Below are 15,580 nucleotides of genomic sequence, written 5' to 3'. Positions count from 1 at the left end.
ATCGATAAAGATCGACGCGCTTCGCTCCATGGATGATCTATCGTAATGCCGAGGTGCGGCCTGCCCGTACTGGCCAGCAACGCCGCCAATCAACGCTCCAATGCGCCGGCATGAAGTTGTCGCGCCCCCATTCCGAGAACTTTCCACGAACTTTCGAGTCGATACACACCGTATGCCCGCTAGCTCTCGCCGAGCGGGGTCCGCCAAGGGGAGAACGATCTTGAACAGAAAGTCCTGTGACGTAGGTCGTGCCGCCATGTTCGCGGCATTGATCAGTGTTGTTTCGATGGCTGCCGCTGGCGACGTGGTGCCTCCGCAGCGCATCCCCGACAGCTACGCGCAACCGGGCACACTGGTGCCACTCGCCCGGGGGCGTCAGCTCAATCTTCGTTGCACCGGTAGCGGCCCGCGGACGGTGATGCTGGAAGCCGGCTCGCATACCGACTCGACCACCTGGTTCCGACTGCAGCCGCTGCTCGCGGCTTCCGCCAAAGTGTGTTCGTACGATCGGGCCGGTTACGGTTTCAGCAGCGCAGGCCCCCTGCCGCGCGATCTCGACGCCGACGTATCCGACCTGCATGACCTTGTACACCACGCGGGCTTGAAGACACCCCTGGTCCTGGTGGGTCAGTCGCTGGGCAGCAATATCGCTCGCCGCTATGCCCAACAGTATCCGGCGGACATCAGCGGCCTGGTGCTGATCGATCCGCCCGCGCAGGACATCGCCGCGTTCGCACCCGATTGGGCCAGGGACGAAACGGCGATGAATGCGCGGCGCTTCGATTTCATCCGGCAATGCGAGGCCGGCGCCGAGAAGCATGCCCTGGCATCACCGCCACCCGAACTCAGAAGCTGTGTGGCAGGCGGCAATCCGCTCGCCAGCGACAAGGTCAATGCCGCGACCGCCGACTACAAGTCCAAGCCGGCGTTCTGGCGTACCTTGCTGTCCGAGCTGCAAGACAATGACGTGGCGTTTGGCCAGCCCGTATCGCCCGATGAAAAGCATGGCTCGTTACCCTTGGTCGTGCTGACCGCGGCCAATACCTACGCCGAGGCTCCCCAGGCGGTACGCAAGTCACTGGAGGCTGCTCGCAACCTGACCCAGGCGAAGATCGTTGCCACGTCCACGCGCGGCGAACGGCTGTCAGTGGACAACACTTCCCACGATATCCAGTTGGACCAACCGCAGATGGTCGCGGAAGCTGTCATCAAGGTGTTGCACCAGACAGGGACGGTGACCACCAGGTAAACGCGGAGCGGATCTGCCTCAGTGTGTCAACGACAGCGTCAGCCACAGCACGACAGCAGCAAAGACACCGGCGACCACATCGTCCACCATCACGCCCATGCCACCCTTCAGATGCCGATCCAGCCAGCTGATCGGCCACGGCTTCCACACGTCGAACAGGCGAAACAGCACGAAACCGGCCAGCAGCATCCACCACGAGAATCCGCTGGCCGGCAGCAGCGCAGGCAGCAACAGCGGGATCAGCGCGATCCACTGGCCGATGAATTCGTCCCACACCAGGCTGCGGTGATCGTCGACGCCGAGCGCACGACCAGCCACGTTGCAGGTCCACACGCCGATGGCAAAACCGAGCAGCAGCACAGCCAGATAGATCGGCAGCGGCAGTTCGCGCAGCAGCAGCCATGGCAGCAACGCCGCCAGCGAACCGAACGTACCCTGCGCCACTGGCGTCAGACCCGAACCGAAACCGCAGGCCAGCCAACCCGCTGGCGTAGCCAGCAACGCGCGGCGCTGTTCACCGCTGAGAGTCTTCTTGGCACTCAAGCGAAATGCTCCCAGCCGGATCGATCCATGTTCAACCAATCGCCGTCCGAGCCACGCACACGCACACCGCTGCCGTCCACGATGCGGCCAATCCGTGTCACGCCACAACCGAGCCGTGAGAGATCCGCCTGCACGTCGGCCAGTCGCTGCGCCGGCACGGTGAAGCACAATTCGTAATCGTCGCCACCGCTGAGTGCGAAGTGCAACGCCGTCGCGTCATCGTGCAGGTCCAGCAACGCCGACGAGCGCGGCAACAACACCGCCTCAATCTCCGCGCCGACACCACTGGCCGTGCAGATATGGCCGAGATCGGCGAGCAGGCCATCGGAGATATCGGCGCAGGCACTCGCCTGCCCGCGCAACGCGGCACCGGCAGCCAGTCGCGGCACGGGACGATTGAGCCGTTCGATCAGGAATTCGCGCAGGTTACTGCGCGGATCGTCATCGCGCCACGGATGCTGCAGGGCGTGCAGCCCGGCGGCGGCATCACCCAGCGTGCCGGTAACCAGCACCGCGTCACCCACGCGCGCACCGGCACGCGTGAGCGCCTTGGCCGGCGGCACGAAGCCGTGTACCGCCACGCTGATGCATAGGGGGCCGCGGGTGGTGTCGCCGCCAACCAGGGCAAGCCGGTGCGGCTGTGCCAGCTGAGCGAAGCCGTCGGCAAAGCCTTCGACGAAAGCGGCATCGGCCGCGGGCAGCGTCAGCGCCAGCAGCGCCCAGGCCGGGCTCGCACCCATTGCAGCAAGATCAGACAGGTTCACGGCCAGCGCCTTCCAGCCGATATCGGCAGCAGCCGTACCGCACGGGAAATGCACGCCTTCGACCAAGGTGTCGATCGCCACCGCCAGCTCCTGTCCGGCTGGCATCGCGAGCACCGCCGCGTCGTCGCCGATACCTAGCCGCACATCGTCACGCGGTTGCGCCGTGCGGCGACGGATCAGTTCAATCAGATCGAATTCCATCAACGGATCGCCCGATGAGATGCTGGCTAGCGGGTAAAAACGAGGGTGGGACTGTCGTGGTAGACGGTCTGCTGCCACAACCGGAACCCGGCTTTTTCGGCGACCCGGATCGATGGCAGGTTCTCGGGCGAGATGATGCACACCACGCGCAGCTCGGGGCGATGCGCCTGACTCCAGGCCGTGATCGCCGCCACCGCCTCGCTCGCATAGCCGTTGCCATGCGTCTGCGGCGCCAGCACCCAGCCGAATTCCAGCATGCCCTGCAGCGACGGCTGCATGTCACGCCGAAAATCGGCAAAGCCAATATCGCCGATATAGCGACCGTTGTGCTTTTCCTCGACCGCCCAGTAGCCGTAACCGAGCAGGCTCCACAGCCCGACGTACTGCAGCAGACGCTTCCACACTTCCTCGGCCGTGGACGGGCGGCCACCGATGTAACGGACCACCTCGGGATCGGACCAGATCGCTGTACAAGCAGCATGATCTTCCGCGCGATGCGCGCGCAGCCGCAGCCGCTCGGTCTCGATCACCGGCACCAGTCCAACCGACAGTGAGCCGGCCACGGCCGAAGACATCAGCCCCGCTTCTCGACGGTACGCAACTCGGCGGCCAGCTTGTCCAGCACGCCGTTGACGTAGCTGTGGCCGTGGTCGGCGCCGAAGCGCTTGGTGACCTCGATCGCCTCGTTGATGATCACGCGGTACGGCACGTCCGGACGGAACTTCAGCTCATACGTGGCCAGGCGCAGTGCCGCGCGCTCGATCGGATCGATCTGCGCCACTTCACGGTCGATGTGCGGGCGCAAGCTGGCGTCGAGCGCATCAACGTTGCGCTCCACGCCGTGCAACAGGTCCTCGAAGTATTCGAGGTCGGCCACTTCCATGTCCTGCTCGTGGCGGAACTGATCGATCACCGCGTTCATGTGGCTGCCGCTCAGCTGCCACGCGTACAGCGCCTGCAGCGCGCGGCGACGGGCGCGCGAACGCGCGGCGAGGTCGATCCCTTCGGGACGCTGGTTCATCACAGCTTCCCGTACAGGTTGACCATTTCCAGCGCAGCGATCGCCGCGTCGGCACCCTTGTTGCCGGCCTTGGTGCCCGAGCGCTCGATCGCCTGCTCGATGCTGTCGGTGGTCAGCACGCCGAACGCCACCGGTACGCCGGAGCTGTACGCAGCCTGGGCCAGGCCCTTGGCGCACTCGCCGGCGACATAGTCGAAATGCGGGGTGGAGCCGCGGATCACCGCGCCGAGCCCGATCACCGCGGCGTACTTGCCGGAGTTCGCCAGCTTGTGTGCGGCCAGCGCGATCTCCCACGCGCCCGGCACGCGGATCAGATCGATCGCGTCATCCTTCACGCCATGACGCACCAGGGCGTCGCGGGCGCCGGCCACCAGCGGCTCGACGACGAAGCCGTTGAAACGGCCGGCGACGATGGCAAAACGGCCTTTCGGCGTGGCGAAATCGCCTTCGATGATCTTCATGGATTGCAGTTCCTGTGGGCGCAAGCCCATGCGGGCCAGCTATTTTACGGGTTTTCGAGCGGGCTGGCCGGCACCGGTCGGTCGAGATGGGGATAACCATGGAAATCCAGCCGGGCCTGACCACCGGATACGCGCAAGCGCGCCGGCACGCCAAACGGCAACGTGAACTTGTCCGGCTCGTGGCCAAACGGCAGGTTGGCGATCACCGGTACCCGGGTCAGCTGACTGATCTGGGCAAACCCGGCGGCGAGGTCGTAACCGTTGTCGTAGGTACTGGGTCGGCACGCGCTGAAGTCGCCCAGCAGCAGGGCGCGCTGCCGATCCAGCACGCCGGACAGGTGCAGCTGGTACAGCAGCCGCTCGATCCGGTACGGCGGTTCGCCGACGTCCTCGACGAACAGGATGCCGCCGTCGATCTTCGGAAAATACGGCGTGCCAAGCAGGCTGCAAAGCATCGCGAGGTTGCCGCCCCACAGCGGTCCTTCGACATCCAGTTCCGCCTCGCCGCCCGCGTTCCAGCTTGCCGTGGCTTGCGACGTGGTAACCGTGCGCCAGAAGTGCTGCCAGGTGAAATCGCTGAAGGCCGCGGCGCCGAAGTCCGGCCCCAGCATTGGGCCGCCAAAGGTGACCAGCCCACTTTGTGCGTACAGTGCCATCTGCAGCGCGGTGAAATCACTGTGGCCGACCAGCACAGTATTCGTGCCGCTGAGGCACTCGTGCAAGGCAGCGTAATCGATGTACTCCAGCAGCCGCGTGGCGCCGTAACCGCCGCGTATCGACAACGCGATATCCGGCAACTGCTCACAGGTCGCCAGTGCATTGAGATCGGCGACACGCTGTGCGTCACCACCGGCATAGCGAAGCTCGGTGCGTTCGAGCACATCGAGTCCACTCACGGCACAACCTGCCGCCTGCAGCCGCTCGACGCCGCGCATCATTGCAGCGCGGTCGTGCGGGTAGCCGGAAGGAGCGATCAGGCGAATGGCGATATCGGACATGGCGCGTCGTCAGTGATGGGAAAGCGTGAGTATGGATGGCCGTAGTGGCTTGGCCGTGGCAAGGCCATGTTCGACACGAGGCTACACGTACTCGACCACTTCCAGATCGAACCCGGCCAGACCCACCAGTTTGCGCGGTGTACCCAGCACGCGCAGCTTGTGCACGCCCAGGTCGGCCAGCATCTGCGCGCCGAGACCGAGCTGACGCCACTCCTGTTGCTGCGCCTCTTCCGGCGCCTGCGTGCTGGGCTGGCGGTTCAACCGGGCCAGCAAGGCTTCCGACGTATCCTCGCCGGACAGCACCAGCAGCACGCCGCGATCCTCGTCAGCGATGCGACGCAGCGCCGAGGTCACGGTGAGGCCGAGGTCATCGCGCTTGAGATGCAGCACGTCGGACAACGTATTGCGCACATGCACGCGCGACAGCACCGGCGCACCATCATTCACCTTGCCGCGCACCAGCGCGTAATGCAGTCCATAGCGGATCGCATCGCGATAGGCGATCAGGCGGAACGGGCCGAACTCGGTTTCCACCTGTTCCTCGTGGACGCGCTGCACGGTCTTCTCGGTTTCCAGCCGGTAGCGGATCAGGTCGGCGATCGAACCGATCTTCAGGCCATGCTTGGCCGCAAAGATTTCCAGCTCGGGACGGCGTGCCATCGAGCCATCCTCGTGCAGCACTTCGATCAGCACCGCCGCCGGCTCCAGCCCGGCCAGTGCGGCCAGGTCGCAACCCGCCTCGGTATGCCCGGCGCGGGTCAGCACACCGCCCGGCTGCGCCGTGAGCGGGAAGATATGGCCGGGCTGGGACAGATCCTGCGGCTTCGCATCGGCCTTCACCGCTACCTGGATCGTGCGCGCGCGGTCATGCGCCGAGATGCCGGTGGTGACGCCCTCGGCCGCCTCGATCGAGACGGTGAAGTTGGTGTGGTAGGCCGAGGTGTTGTCGCTGACCATCGGGCGCAGACCCAGCTGGCGCGTGCGCTGCTCGGTCAGCGTGAGGCAGACCAGTCCGCGCGCCTCGCGCACCATGAAGTTGATGTCTTCCGGTCGCACCATCTGTGCGGCCATGATCAGATCGCCCTCGTTCTCGCGATCCTCGTCGTCGAGGATCACCACCATGCGACCGGCGCGGATGTCTTCGAGAATTTCGGGAATGGTGTTGAAGCTCATGGGCAAGGTCCAGGAAACGGGGGAATAGGGGAAATCGTCATTCCGGCGAAAGCCGGAATCCAGTGACTCCGGCACATCGACCAAGGCACTGGATTCCAGCTTTCGCTGGAATGACGGTAGAGGAGTTCACGCGAAGCCGTGCTGCTTCAGAAATGCCTCGTCCAGCCGCGGCGTCTCGCCGCTGGAAAGCAGCCGTTCGATATAGCGCGCCACCACATCCACCTCGATGTTCACTGCATCACCGACGCGGCGCACATGGAACGCAGTGTGTTCGACCGTATGCGGAATCAGGTTGACGCCGAAGCGATGACCCGCAACTTCGTTGACAGTGAGGCTGGTGCCGTCGATGCAGACCGAGCCCTTGGCGGCGATGTAGCGCGAGATCGACGCGGGCACCTCGAACGTCCAGCGCTGCGAGCGGCCATCCGGGGTGATCGACACCACCTTGCCGAGACCGTCGACATGACCCGACACCAGATGGCCACCGAGACGATCAGCCAGGCGCAGCGCCTTCTCCAGGTTCACCGGGTCACCAGCCTTCAGCTTGCCCAGCGAGGTCAGCGACAGCGTCTCGTTGGAGACGTCCGCACTAAAGCCGCGCGGCTCCAGCGTGACCGCGGTGAGGCAGACGCCGGATACCGCGATCGAATCGCCGAGCTGCACATCGGTGAGATCAAGGTCGGCCGTATCGACGGCCAGACGCACATCGCCGCCACGCGGCTCGAGGCGCGCAATGCGACCCACGGACTGGATGATGCCGGTAAACATCAGCACGCCTCCGGCAGGAGGGCGATGTTCCGCATGAACAAGCTCGATTTCATGAAACGTTTCCCGCGTTGAACAACAAGCGAAAAACGCCCCAAGGCATGAGGCCGGCGCGCAGCCGCAAAGCCACGCATCCGACCGTCTTCTCTTTATCCGGACTGTGAGGAAACTGTAGCCAGCTTCCAACCGTCGGCTCCGGCATCTGACCGGATCTGCTGACCCTTGGCCCCTGCTCCATGACGGATCGTTCATTATGGGCCGGACCAAGGCGCTCGCGGGCTCGTTGTCGGGGATGAACCCTTCAACCTACCGCCGGTGGGGAATTTCGCCCCGCCCTGAAGACGCTATGTGGTGTTTGCCGGTTTGGCCGGCTGACGCAGTCTAGCACCGACGCACGAGCTGGCTGGCGACGTACACCGAAATGCAGCGTTCACCGCCGCATACAGTCGGCGCTCAGAGCGGGCGCAGGCGCAGGCGCCAGTCGTGGTCAAGCTGACGCTGCTCGACCGGCTGCAGTTGCCAGCAGCTCGCCATGTCACTGAGCGTGGGCAGCTGCAGCAACGGGCGGGCGCTGTCGCCCAGCAGCAGGGGTGCCACATACAACAGCAGCTCATCCGCCAGACCGGCGGCAAACAATGCACCGCAAAGTGTGGGGCCGGCCTCGACATGCACTTCGTTGCAGCCGCGTCCGGCCAGCAGCGCCAGTACGGCACGCAGATCGAGCACCTCACCGGACGCAGGTACCGCCAGGCACTCGACACGTTCGAAGCGTCGGTCCGCACAAAATGCCGCCGCAGCATGCAGCACCAGCGTGGGTGCCGAGCCATCCAGCACGTGGTGACCCGCCGGAGTGCGCAGGCCACGGTCCAGAATCACGCGCAGTGGCGGCATGAACTCCTCGTCACCGGACAGGCGCACGGTGAGTCGCGGGTCGTCGGCCAGTACCGTGCCGCTGCCGCTGAGGATCGCCGAGCTGCGTGCACGCCAGCGCTGCACATCAGCGCGCGCCGCTTCACCGGTGAGCCACTTCGATTCGCCATTGGCCAATGCCGTGCGGCCGTCCAGGCTCATCGCCAGTTTCAGCCGCACCCACGGCCGTGCACGCTCGATCCGGCTGAAGAAGCCGATATTCAGCTCACGCGCCGCTTCGTGCATCAGGCCAACGTCGACCACGATGCCGGCCGCACGCAGTTTGTCGATGCCACGCCCTGCCACCTGGGGGAACGGATCATCGACGGCGACTACCACCCGCCTCACACCAGCAGCGATCAGGGCATCGGCACACGGCGGCGTGCGCCCGTGATGCGCGCACGGCTCGAGTGTCACGTAGGCGGTCGCACCGCGCGCGCGATCACCCGCCACACGCAGCGCGAACACTTCCGCATGTGGCTCGCCGGCACGCTGGTGCCAGCCTTCGCCGACGATTTTCGCGCCATGTGCAATCACGCAACCCACGCGCGGATTGGGCTGGGTGGTGAACAGGCCGCGTTCGGCCAGCCGCAGTGCCTGCGCCATATGCGCGTGATCAAGCGCCGAGAAGGCGGCCACGTTCATGTGCCGGATTCCAGCTCAAGATGAATCTTCTTAGGCGTGACACGCCGCCATGCATCGCGCAACAACTGATTCACCCAGACCTCTTCCATCGCGGCGATACGTACATGCGTCCAGCCATGCTTGCCCCAGCTCGGGTCGGGCTCGAACAGATCGCCGGCCGACATGCGCAGCACATCGAGTTCGTCGAGGGAAAATTTGAAAATGGCGCGATCATCGCGACGGGAAAACTGCGCGAAGATCTTGCCGCGTACACGGAACGATGGCGTGCCGAAGTGATCGACTTCCTCCGCCTGCGGCAGCTGCATGGCAAGTTCGCGGAAGCGATCCAGCGTCACCATGCGCAGTCAGCCCGCGCTCACTTGTCGCGCCTGCCGCCACCCAGCAGCGGCAACTGCATCTCGTCCAGTCCCGGCAGGTCGCGCTCCAGCTTCTCGATCTCCTCGCGGAACGCATGCACGTCCTCGAACTTGCGGTAGACCGAGGCGAAGCGCACATAGGCGACCTGATCGAGATTCTTCAGCTCGCGCATTACCAGCTCACCGAGCTGGCGCGATGGTATCTCGCGTTCACTGCTGCGACGCAGGTCGTTGATGATGGTACGCACCGAGGTATCCACGTCATGACTGGCCACCGGCCGCTTCTGCAACGCGCGCTCGAAGCTCACGCGCAGCTTGCGCTCGTCGAACGCTTCGCGCCGCTCGCCGCTCTTCACGATCGTCGGCAGCTTCAGCTCGGCCGTCTCGAACGTGTTGAAGCGCTCGCTGCACTGCGGACACTCGCGCCGACGGCGCACGGTGCTGCCGTCCTCGGTCAGTCGCGAATCAATCACGCGGGTGTCTTCGTGCTGGCAGAAGGGGCAATGCATGCTCAGTAAGTGTCGATCATCGTCTGCACGAAAGCACGCACCAGCGGCGGCAATCGGCCGTGCAGCGCGCCGCGCTCGTGCTGGAACAGGGTGGCGACGAAGAAAGGGTGACCGTCCAGCTCGATGCCACGCACGTCGCCGGCATCATCCACGGCGTTGATATGCAGCGGGCCATTGGCAAGCGCTTGACGAAAATCAGGGCTCAGGCCGTAGTTGCAGTGATAACCCTCGACGATCGAGATTGCTCCATAGGCCTGCGCCAGCCGCGAACCGGCGACCAGCTGCACCGCATCGGTCACCTCGACCAGCGAACACAGCAGCGGCACGATCACCTGGCGTTCCGCCTGCGGCGCCGTTTCAGCGTGCTCGGCATCGGTCCAGCCCAGCGCATTGCGCGCATATTCGATCACCGCATGCTGGAAGCCGCCGCAGGTGCCCAGGAACGGAACATGCCGCTCACGCGCCACGCGGATCGCGGTGAGCGCACCCTCCATGCTGCAATAAGGGCTGGCCGGCACGCACCAGAGGCCATCGAACTCGGCCAACGCCGCACCGTCACCGACCTGATCGGTCGGCACCCAGGTCGGCTCGATCTCCACGCCGCAGGCATCGGCCGTCATCCCCAAAGCCAGCGGAATGGCGCGATGGGCGACCACATCATCGTTGCGGTCGCCGATCAGTCCGATCTGCAAGGCATGCATGCCGATGGGCTCAGCCGTACACCGGGTACTTCTTGCACTGCGCCGTGACGTTTGCACGCACTTTGGCGATCACCGCTTCGTCGCCCGGCGCATCCAGCACGTCGCAGATCCAGTTCGTCAGCTCGATGCAGTCCGCTTCCAGATAGCCGCGAGTAGTGACGGCCGGCGTACCTACGCGCAGGCCGGAGGTGACGAAGGGCTTGCGCGGATCGTTCGGCACGGCGTTCTTGTTGACCGTGATATGCGCTTTGCCCAGTGCTTCTTCCGCGTCCTTGCCGGTGACGTCCTTGCCGATCATGTCGACCAGCATCAGGTGGTTCTCGGTGCCGCCGGAGACGATCTTGTAGCCACGCTCGATGAAGGTCTTGGCCATCGCCTTGGCGTTCTTCACTACCTGGGTCTGGTAAGCCTTGAACTCGGGCTCCAGCGCTTCCTTGAACGCCACCGCCTTGGCGGCGATCACGTGCATCAGCGGGCCGCCCTGGATGCCGGGGAACACGATCGATTGCAGCTTCTTCTCAATTTCTTCGCCGGCGTCCTTGGCCACGATGATGCCGCCGCGCGGACCGCGCAGGGTCTTGTGGGTGGTCGAGGTAACTACGTGCGCATGCGGCAACGGGCTCGGGTACACGCCAGCGGCGATCAGACCGGCGACGTGCGCCATGTCGACGAAGAACAGTGCGCCGACCGAATCGGCGATCTGGCGCATGCGCGCCCAGTCGACCACCTGCGAATAGGCGCTGAAGCCGCCGACCAGCATCTTCGGCTTGTGCTCCGTGGCTAGGCGCTGCACCTCGTCATAGTCGATCCGGCCATCGGCATCGACACCGTACTGCACCGCGTTGAACAGCTTGCCCGAGATATTGACCTTGGCGCCGTGGGTGAGATGGCCGCCATGCGCCAGGCTCATGCCGAGGATCGTGTCGCCCGGATTGAGTAGCGCGAAGTACACCGCCTGGTTCGCCTGCGAGCCGGAATGCGGCTGCACGTTGGCGTAGGTGGCGCCAAACAGCTGCTTCAGACGTTCGATCGCCAGCTTCTCGGCGATATCGACGTACTCGCAGCCACCGTAATAGCGCTTGCCCGGGTAACCCTCGGCGTACTTGTTGGTGAGCTTGGAACCCTGCGCTTCCATCACGCGCGGGCTGGCGTAGTTTTCCGAAGCAATCAGTTCGACGTGGTCTTCCTGACGCTGACCTTCGTCGGCGATGGCCTTGGCCAGTTCATCGTCATAACCGGCGATCGTGCAGTTCTTCGGAAACATTCGGGCCTCTGCGGGTAACAAGCGGGATGGAGCCGGAAAGTGTAGCTCCGGCGGGTGTTTGCAGCCACCGGCCCGATCCGGGCGTCGATCTCGACCATTATCGAATGACATAATTTGAAATCTGTCATTCCAAGATCTAACATGCCAACTCCCGCACTCCAAGCCCATACCCCAGGACGACTTCGATGAAGCACCGCACCCTTGGCCACAACGGCCCGCGCGTTTCCGCCCTCGGCCTCGGCTGCATGGCCATGTCGGACATGTACGGCATGACCGATCGCAATGAAAGCATCACCACCGTGCACGCTGCGCTGGACACCGGCATCACCCTGCTCGACACGGGCGACTTCTACGGCATGGGTCACAACGAAATGCTGCTTGGCGAGGCGCTTGCCGGGCGGCCGCGCGACAGCTACCAGCTCAGTGTGAAGTTCGGCGCCCAACGCGGCCCCGACGGTGCGTGGCTGGGTTACGACGCCCGCCCCGCCGCGGTGAAGACTGCACTGGCCTACACGCTCAAACGCCTGCGCATTGACTACATCGACGTGTATCGCCCGGCCCGTCTCGATCCCAACGTACCGATCGAGGACACCGTCGGCGCCATCGCCGAACTGGTGCAGGCCGGTTACGTGCGCCACCTCGGCCTGTCCGAGGTGGGCGCGGCGACCATCCGCCGCGCACATGCGGTCATGCCGGTGGCCGACCTGCAGATCGAGTACTCGCTGATCTCGCGCGGCATCGAGGACACCATTCTGTCCACCTGCCGCGAACTCGGCATCGGCGTCACCGCCTACGGCGTACTCTCACGCGGCCTGATCAGCGGCCACTGGTCGAAGGAACGCTCTACCCATGCCGGCGATTTCCGCACGCACTCGCCACGCTTCCAGGGCGAGAACCTGGAACACAACCTGCAGCTGGTCGACGTGCTGCGTGGACTGGCCGAGGCTCGCGGCGTCAGCGTGGCCCAGCTCGCAATCGCCTGGGTGCTGGCGCGTGGCGAAGACATCGTGCCGCTGGTGGGCGCGCGCAGCCGCGAACGCCTGAACGAAGCGCTGGGCGCGCTGCAGGTAACACTCGGCACAGATGACCTCGCCGCGATCGAGCGTGCCGTGCCACCCGGCTCTGCTGCGGGCGACCGCTACGCCGCCGCACAGATGGCGATGCTCGACAGCGAGCGCGACGCGCGCTGAAGCACGCCCCTCCTTTCCGTCACCACCCGAGGAACATCACATGCACGTCATGGCATCACAAGACATGTACGCAATCATGGGCATCAGCGGCCAGGTCGGCAGCGCCGTCGCCAGGCACCTGCTGGACCGCGGCCAGCATGTCCGCGCGATCGTGCGCGACAGGGCGAAGGCGGCGGCCTGGGAAGCACAGGGCGCTGAAATTGCCATTGCCGACTGGTCCGATGCGGGCGCACTGGCTACTGCATTCAACAACGTCGGCGGCGTGTTTGCCATGCTGCCGGCCAACTTCGCGCCCAGCCCCGATTTCGCCGAGTCGCGCGCCCTGCTGCAGACACTCACCACCGCCTTGCTCCGGGCGTTGCCGCCCAAGGTCGTCGCACTATCCTCGATCGGCGCCCAGCACCAGCGTGATCTTGGCCTCATCACCCAGCTGCACCTGCTGGAAGATGCACTCGACGCGCTGCCCATGCCGCACGCGCATGTGCGCGCCGCGTGGTTCATGGAAAACCTGCGCTGGGACGTGGCGCTGGCACAACGCGAGGGACGCCTCGTCAGCTGCCTGCACCCGCTCGATCGCGCGATACCGATGGTCGCCACCGACGACATTGGCCGCAGCATCGCAACCACGCTCACCGAGACATGGCATGGTCGCCGGCTGATCGAGCTGGAAGGCCCCCGGCGTTACAGCCCGCTGGACATGGCACAGGCGCTGGCCGCGGTGCTCGAGCGTGATGTCGAGGCGACCGCGCTGCCGCGTACGCAATGGGCGGCGCGCTTCGAGGCCGAGGGCATGCCGGCCAGTCGTACGGGTCCGCGCATCGCCATGCTGGATGGCTTCAACAATGGCTGGATCGACTTCGAAGGCGGCGCAGTGGAGCACAGGCACGGTCACATCCCGCTGGGCTACGTGGTCGACGAACTCGTCAACGCCAGCCGCGACGTGGTTGAATCCGTGGCATGAACGACTCCGCACTGACCCCTGAACGCATCCTCGCCGCCGCCGAGAATGTGTTGCGACGCTACGGCCCCGGCAAAGCCACCGTGGTCGATGTGGCGCAAGCCTTGGGGGTCAGCCACGGCAGCGTGTACCGCCATTTCGCCAGCAAGGCGGCGCTGCGCGATGCCGTGCTGCGCGGATGGCTGGAGCGCGTCACCGCCCCGCTGCAGGCGATCGCCGCCAGCCGTGCTGCGCCGCCTGCACGGCTGCGCCAGTGGCTGGGCGCGCTGCGCGAGATCAAGCGCGACAAGGTGCTGGGCGACCCCGAATTGTTTGCCACTTACGGTGCGCTGGCCGCCGATGCACGCGAGGTGATCGGCGAGCACGTCGAGCACCTCCAGCAGCAGATCATCTCGATCATCGCCGCCGGCGTAGCCAGCGGCGATTTCCGCAAGGTGGATGCCAGGGCCACTGCGTTGGCGATCTTCGATGCCACCTCGCGTTTCCACTACCCCGGCATGGCCCACCTGTGGAGCGGCCCGGGCGAGGACGCAGCCTTCGCGCAACTGCTCGATCTGCTGCTGGCAGGCCTGGCGCTGGCGCCAGCGCCAGCCAGGCGTCGCAAACCTACCGCCTGAGCTTCGCACAGTCGCTATGATGCCGGCTTTATGCGGCTGCCCAACGGGCGGCTGACGCGACCCATCTTCGAGGAGGTGACCGCATGACGCTGGCTAGTTTGCACCCCACCCGCCGCCGCTGGCGCTGGCTCGCACTGTCCCTGCTGCTCCTGCCCTTTGCCCTCCTCGCCGGAACCGTCACCGGCGTCGGATTCCAGGCTATCCGCATCCACGATCCAGTCAGCGGCGGCTCGATGCCTGGCTACGTGTTCTACCCATCGACCCAGGCCACAGGCACGACCGACGTCGGCCCCTACCACGTCGCCGCCAGCCGCGACGCGCCGGCGATTCCCGGCACCAAGCCGCTGGTGGTGATTTCGCACGGCAACGGCGGTTCCGATCTGGGTCATCACGACCTGGCGACCTACCTGGCGAGCCATGGCTTCGTCGTCGCCACGCTCGAGCATCCCAAGGACAATTTCCACGACACCAGCGGCGTCGGGCATGCGCCAATCCTGGTCGGTCGACCGATCCAGGTGAAGGCCACCATCAGTACCCTGCTTGCGGACTCACGCTGGAAAAGCCTGATCGACGCGAATCGCATAGGCGTTGCCGGCTTCTCGGCGGGCGGCTACACCAGCCTGCTGCTGGTGGGTGCTGTGCCGCAGTTCAAGCGCTTTCTAGACTACTGCCACCGTTATCCGGACGACCCGAACATCTGCGGCGACATGAAGCAGCTCACCGCCGAGGCCGCCAGCCACGGCCAGACCATCGGGCAGTACGCAGCTGCGCTGCAAGACAGTCTCACCCGCTGGGGCAGCACCGCTGATCCACGCATCAAGGCAGCCTTCGTGATGGCACCGCTGAGCCTGGTCTTCGGCCAAGCCGGCGCTGCGGCGATCGACCGGCCGGTCTTCCTCTACTACGGGCAGGATGACCATGTGCTGCTGCCGCCGGAGAATGCCGCACACCTGCGTCCACTGATCCCCACGCTGGCGGGCGTCAGGGTCGTAGCAAAGGCGGATCACTGGGTGTTCCTAAGCCCGTGCTCGCCCGAGCTGGCAAAGGACGCACGGGTCATCTGCAGCGACCCGCCCGGCGTCAACCGCGTTGCGGTACATGCGCAGATCCAGGCCGATGCACTGGCGTTTTTCCGCAAGACGCTGAACGTGCAGACGCCCTGAGCGGAGGCCGCGTAGCGGGCCTTAAGCGGAAGCAGCCACGGCTGACGACCAAACGGGCACAAAAAGTGACGAACGCATGGCGATCAACTCGAA

The 15,580-nt window shown here is 65.2% G+C and carries 18 protein-coding genes and 1 riboswitch; of the genes, 5 read left to right on the top strand and 13 right to left on the bottom strand.

Annotation, left to right across the window (positions count from 1 at the left end; all coding sequences use genetic code 11):
- Positions 1-220: 220 nt before the first annotated feature.
- A complete protein-coding gene (locus B0E50_RS10665; protein WP_254427249.1) occupies positions 221-1,249 on the top strand; it encodes an alpha/beta hydrolase in 1,029 nt (342 codons plus the stop codon).
- 18 nt (positions 1,250-1,267) lie between these two features.
- Here B0E50_RS10665 and B0E50_RS10660 read toward each other — a convergent pair whose 3' ends face one another.
- From B0E50_RS10660 to glyA, 13 genes are all read right to left on the bottom strand, one after another.
- Positions 1,268-1,792: a phosphatidylglycerophosphatase A gene (locus B0E50_RS10660; protein ID WP_077441169.1), complete on the bottom strand. Its 525-nt coding sequence runs from the start codon at positions 1,790-1,792 to the stop codon at positions 1,268-1,270.
- Positions 1,789-2,757 carry a thiamine-phosphate kinase gene (gene thiL / locus B0E50_RS10655; protein ID WP_077441168.1) on the bottom strand — a complete coding sequence of 323 codons (969 nt, stop codon included), beginning with the start codon at positions 2,755-2,757 and terminating at the stop codon, positions 1,789-1,791. Before thiL ends, B0E50_RS10660 begins: the two co-directional genes overlap by 4 nt.
- 26 nt (positions 2,758-2,783) lie before the next feature.
- The gene (locus B0E50_RS10650) at positions 2,784-3,332 is read right to left on the bottom strand and encodes a GNAT family N-acetyltransferase (protein WP_077441167.1); all 549 of its coding nucleotides are present in this window, start codon (positions 3,330-3,332) and stop codon (positions 2,784-2,786) included.
- Positions 3,332-3,778 carry a transcription antitermination factor NusB gene (nusB, locus tag B0E50_RS10645; protein ID WP_077441166.1) on the bottom strand — a complete coding sequence of 149 codons (447 nt, stop codon included), beginning with the start codon at positions 3,776-3,778 and terminating at the stop codon, positions 3,332-3,334. Before nusB ends, B0E50_RS10650 begins: the two co-directional genes overlap by 1 nt.
- Positions 3,778-4,239: a 6,7-dimethyl-8-ribityllumazine synthase gene (gene ribE / locus B0E50_RS10640; protein ID WP_077441365.1), complete on the bottom strand. Its 462-nt coding sequence runs from the start codon at positions 4,237-4,239 to the stop codon at positions 3,778-3,780. The genes nusB and ribE overlap by 1 nt, the downstream gene beginning before the upstream one ends.
- Positions 4,240-4,283: 44 nt before the next feature.
- The gene (ldcA, locus tag B0E50_RS10635; RefSeq protein WP_077441165.1) at positions 4,284-5,237 is read right to left on the bottom strand and encodes a muramoyltetrapeptide carboxypeptidase; all 954 of its coding nucleotides are present in this window, start codon (positions 5,235-5,237) and stop codon (positions 4,284-4,286) included.
- An 81-nt stretch (positions 5,238-5,318) separates the two neighbouring features.
- Positions 5,319-6,410 (bottom strand): bifunctional 3,4-dihydroxy-2-butanone-4-phosphate synthase/GTP cyclohydrolase II, encoded by a 1,092-nt coding sequence (ribBA, locus tag B0E50_RS10630; protein ID WP_077441164.1) that lies wholly within the window; start codon positions 6,408-6,410, stop codon positions 5,319-5,321.
- Positions 6,411-6,536: 126 nt separating this feature from the next.
- Positions 6,537-7,178 carry a riboflavin synthase gene (locus tag B0E50_RS10625; protein ID WP_077441364.1) on the bottom strand — a complete coding sequence of 214 codons (642 nt, stop codon included), beginning with the start codon at positions 7,176-7,178 and terminating at the stop codon, positions 6,537-6,539.
- A 133-nt stretch (positions 7,179-7,311) separates the two neighbouring features.
- A riboswitch (FMN riboswitch) is annotated at positions 7,312-7,522 on the bottom strand.
- A gap of 106 nt (positions 7,523-7,628) precedes the next feature.
- Positions 7,629-8,690 carry a bifunctional diaminohydroxyphosphoribosylaminopyrimidine deaminase/5-amino-6-(5-phosphoribosylamino)uracil reductase RibD gene (gene ribD, locus B0E50_RS10620; RefSeq protein ID WP_077441363.1) on the bottom strand — a complete coding sequence of 354 codons (1,062 nt, stop codon included), beginning with the start codon at positions 8,688-8,690 and terminating at the stop codon, positions 7,629-7,631.
- Positions 8,691-8,725: 35 nt separating this feature from the next.
- Positions 8,726-9,067, bottom strand: a complete 342-nt coding sequence (locus tag B0E50_RS10615; protein ID WP_077441163.1) for an MmcQ/YjbR family DNA-binding protein — start codon at positions 9,065-9,067, stop codon at positions 8,726-8,728.
- A 17-nt stretch (positions 9,068-9,084) separates the two neighbouring features.
- Complete coding sequence (gene nrdR / locus B0E50_RS10610) at positions 9,085-9,594, bottom strand: transcriptional regulator NrdR (RefSeq protein ID WP_077441162.1); 510 nt, start codon at positions 9,592-9,594, stop codon at positions 9,085-9,087.
- Between the two features lie 2 nt (positions 9,595-9,596).
- A complete protein-coding gene (locus B0E50_RS10605; protein WP_077441161.1) occupies positions 9,597-10,295 on the bottom strand; it encodes a CTP synthase in 699 nt (232 codons plus the stop codon).
- Between the two features lie 10 nt (positions 10,296-10,305).
- The gene (gene glyA / locus B0E50_RS10600) at positions 10,306-11,559 is read right to left on the bottom strand and encodes a serine hydroxymethyltransferase (protein WP_077441160.1); all 1,254 of its coding nucleotides are present in this window, start codon (positions 11,557-11,559) and stop codon (positions 10,306-10,308) included.
- A 185-nt stretch (positions 11,560-11,744) separates the two neighbouring features.
- Here glyA and B0E50_RS10595 point away from each other — a divergent pair, with 185 nt between their 5' ends.
- The 4 genes from B0E50_RS10595 (at position 11,745) to B0E50_RS10580 (ending at position 15,487) form a co-directional block, all read left to right on the top strand.
- Positions 11,745-12,749, top strand: a complete 1,005-nt coding sequence (locus tag B0E50_RS10595; RefSeq protein ID WP_077441159.1) for an aldo/keto reductase — start codon at positions 11,745-11,747, stop codon at positions 12,747-12,749.
- Positions 12,750-12,789: 40 nt separating this feature from the next.
- The gene (locus B0E50_RS10590; protein ID WP_254427248.1) at positions 12,790-13,710 is read left to right on the top strand and encodes an NmrA family NAD(P)-binding protein; all 921 of its coding nucleotides are present in this window, start codon (positions 12,790-12,792) and stop codon (positions 13,708-13,710) included.
- Entirely contained in the window at positions 13,707-14,324 is a 618-nt protein-coding gene (locus tag B0E50_RS10585; protein WP_077441157.1) for a TetR family transcriptional regulator, read from the top strand. Before B0E50_RS10590 ends, B0E50_RS10585 begins: the two co-directional genes overlap by 4 nt.
- Before the next feature lie 83 nt (positions 14,325-14,407).
- Entirely contained in the window at positions 14,408-15,487 is a 1,080-nt protein-coding gene (locus tag B0E50_RS10580) for a hypothetical protein (RefSeq protein WP_077441156.1), read from the top strand.
- Positions 15,488-15,580: the final 93 nt, after the last annotated feature.

This window comes from Rhodanobacter sp. C01 (assembly GCF_002001045.1).
Taxonomy (GTDB): domain Bacteria; phylum Pseudomonadota; class Gammaproteobacteria; order Xanthomonadales; family Rhodanobacteraceae; genus Rhodanobacter.
The sequence above is the reverse complement of the archived record's forward strand: the minus strand, read 5'-3'. Positions and strand labels throughout refer to the sequence as shown.

What these genes read in the sequence shown, in the direction of transcription:
- B0E50_RS10615 (WP_077441163.1), bottom strand. Translation starts at nt 9,067, where the DNA reads ATGGTGACGCTGGATCGCTTCCGCGAACTTGCCATGCAGCTGCCGCAG.
- nrdR (WP_077441162.1), bottom strand. Translation starts at nt 9,594, where the DNA reads ATGCATTGCCCCTTCTGCCAGCACGAAGACACCCGCGTGATTGATTCG.
- B0E50_RS10585 (WP_077441157.1), top strand. Translation starts at nt 13,707, where the DNA reads ATGAACGACTCCGCACTGACCCCTGAACGCATCCTCGCCGCCGCCGAG.
- ribBA (WP_077441164.1), bottom strand. Translation starts at nt 6,410, where the DNA reads ATGAGCTTCAACACCATTCCCGAAATTCTCGAAGACATCCGCGCCGGT.
- B0E50_RS10650 (WP_077441167.1), bottom strand. Translation starts at nt 3,332, where the DNA reads ATGTCTTCGGCCGTGGCCGGCTCACTGTCGGTTGGACTGGTGCCGGTG.
- B0E50_RS10590 (WP_254427248.1), top strand. Translation starts at nt 12,790, where the DNA reads ATGCACGTCATGGCATCACAAGACATGTACGCAATCATGGGCATCAGC.
- glyA (WP_077441160.1), bottom strand. Translation starts at nt 11,559, where the DNA reads ATGTTTCCGAAGAACTGCACGATCGCCGGTTATGACGATGAACTGGCC.
- thiL (WP_077441168.1), bottom strand. Translation starts at nt 2,757, where the DNA reads ATGGAATTCGATCTGATTGAACTGATCCGTCGCCGCACGGCGCAACCG.
- ribD (WP_077441363.1), bottom strand. Translation starts at nt 8,690, where the DNA reads ATGGCGCAGGCACTGCGGCTGGCCGAACGCGGCCTGTTCACCACCCAG.
- B0E50_RS10580 (WP_077441156.1), top strand. Translation starts at nt 14,408, where the DNA reads ATGACGCTGGCTAGTTTGCACCCCACCCGCCGCCGCTGGCGCTGGCTC.
- B0E50_RS10605 (WP_077441161.1), bottom strand. Translation starts at nt 10,295, where the DNA reads ATGCATGCCTTGCAGATCGGACTGATCGGCGACCGCAACGATGATGTG.
- B0E50_RS10625 (WP_077441364.1), bottom strand. Translation starts at nt 7,178, where the DNA reads ATGTTTACCGGCATCATCCAGTCCGTGGGTCGCATTGCGCGCCTCGAG.
- ribE (WP_077441365.1), bottom strand. Translation starts at nt 4,239, where the DNA reads ATGAAGATCATCGAAGGCGATTTCGCCACGCCGAAAGGCCGTTTTGCC.
- ldcA (WP_077441165.1), bottom strand. Translation starts at nt 5,237, where the DNA reads ATGTCCGATATCGCCATTCGCCTGATCGCTCCTTCCGGCTACCCGCAC.
- nusB (WP_077441166.1), bottom strand. Translation starts at nt 3,778, where the DNA reads ATGAACCAGCGTCCCGAAGGGATCGACCTCGCCGCGCGTTCGCGCGCC.
- B0E50_RS10595 (WP_077441159.1), top strand. Translation starts at nt 11,745, where the DNA reads ATGAAGCACCGCACCCTTGGCCACAACGGCCCGCGCGTTTCCGCCCTC.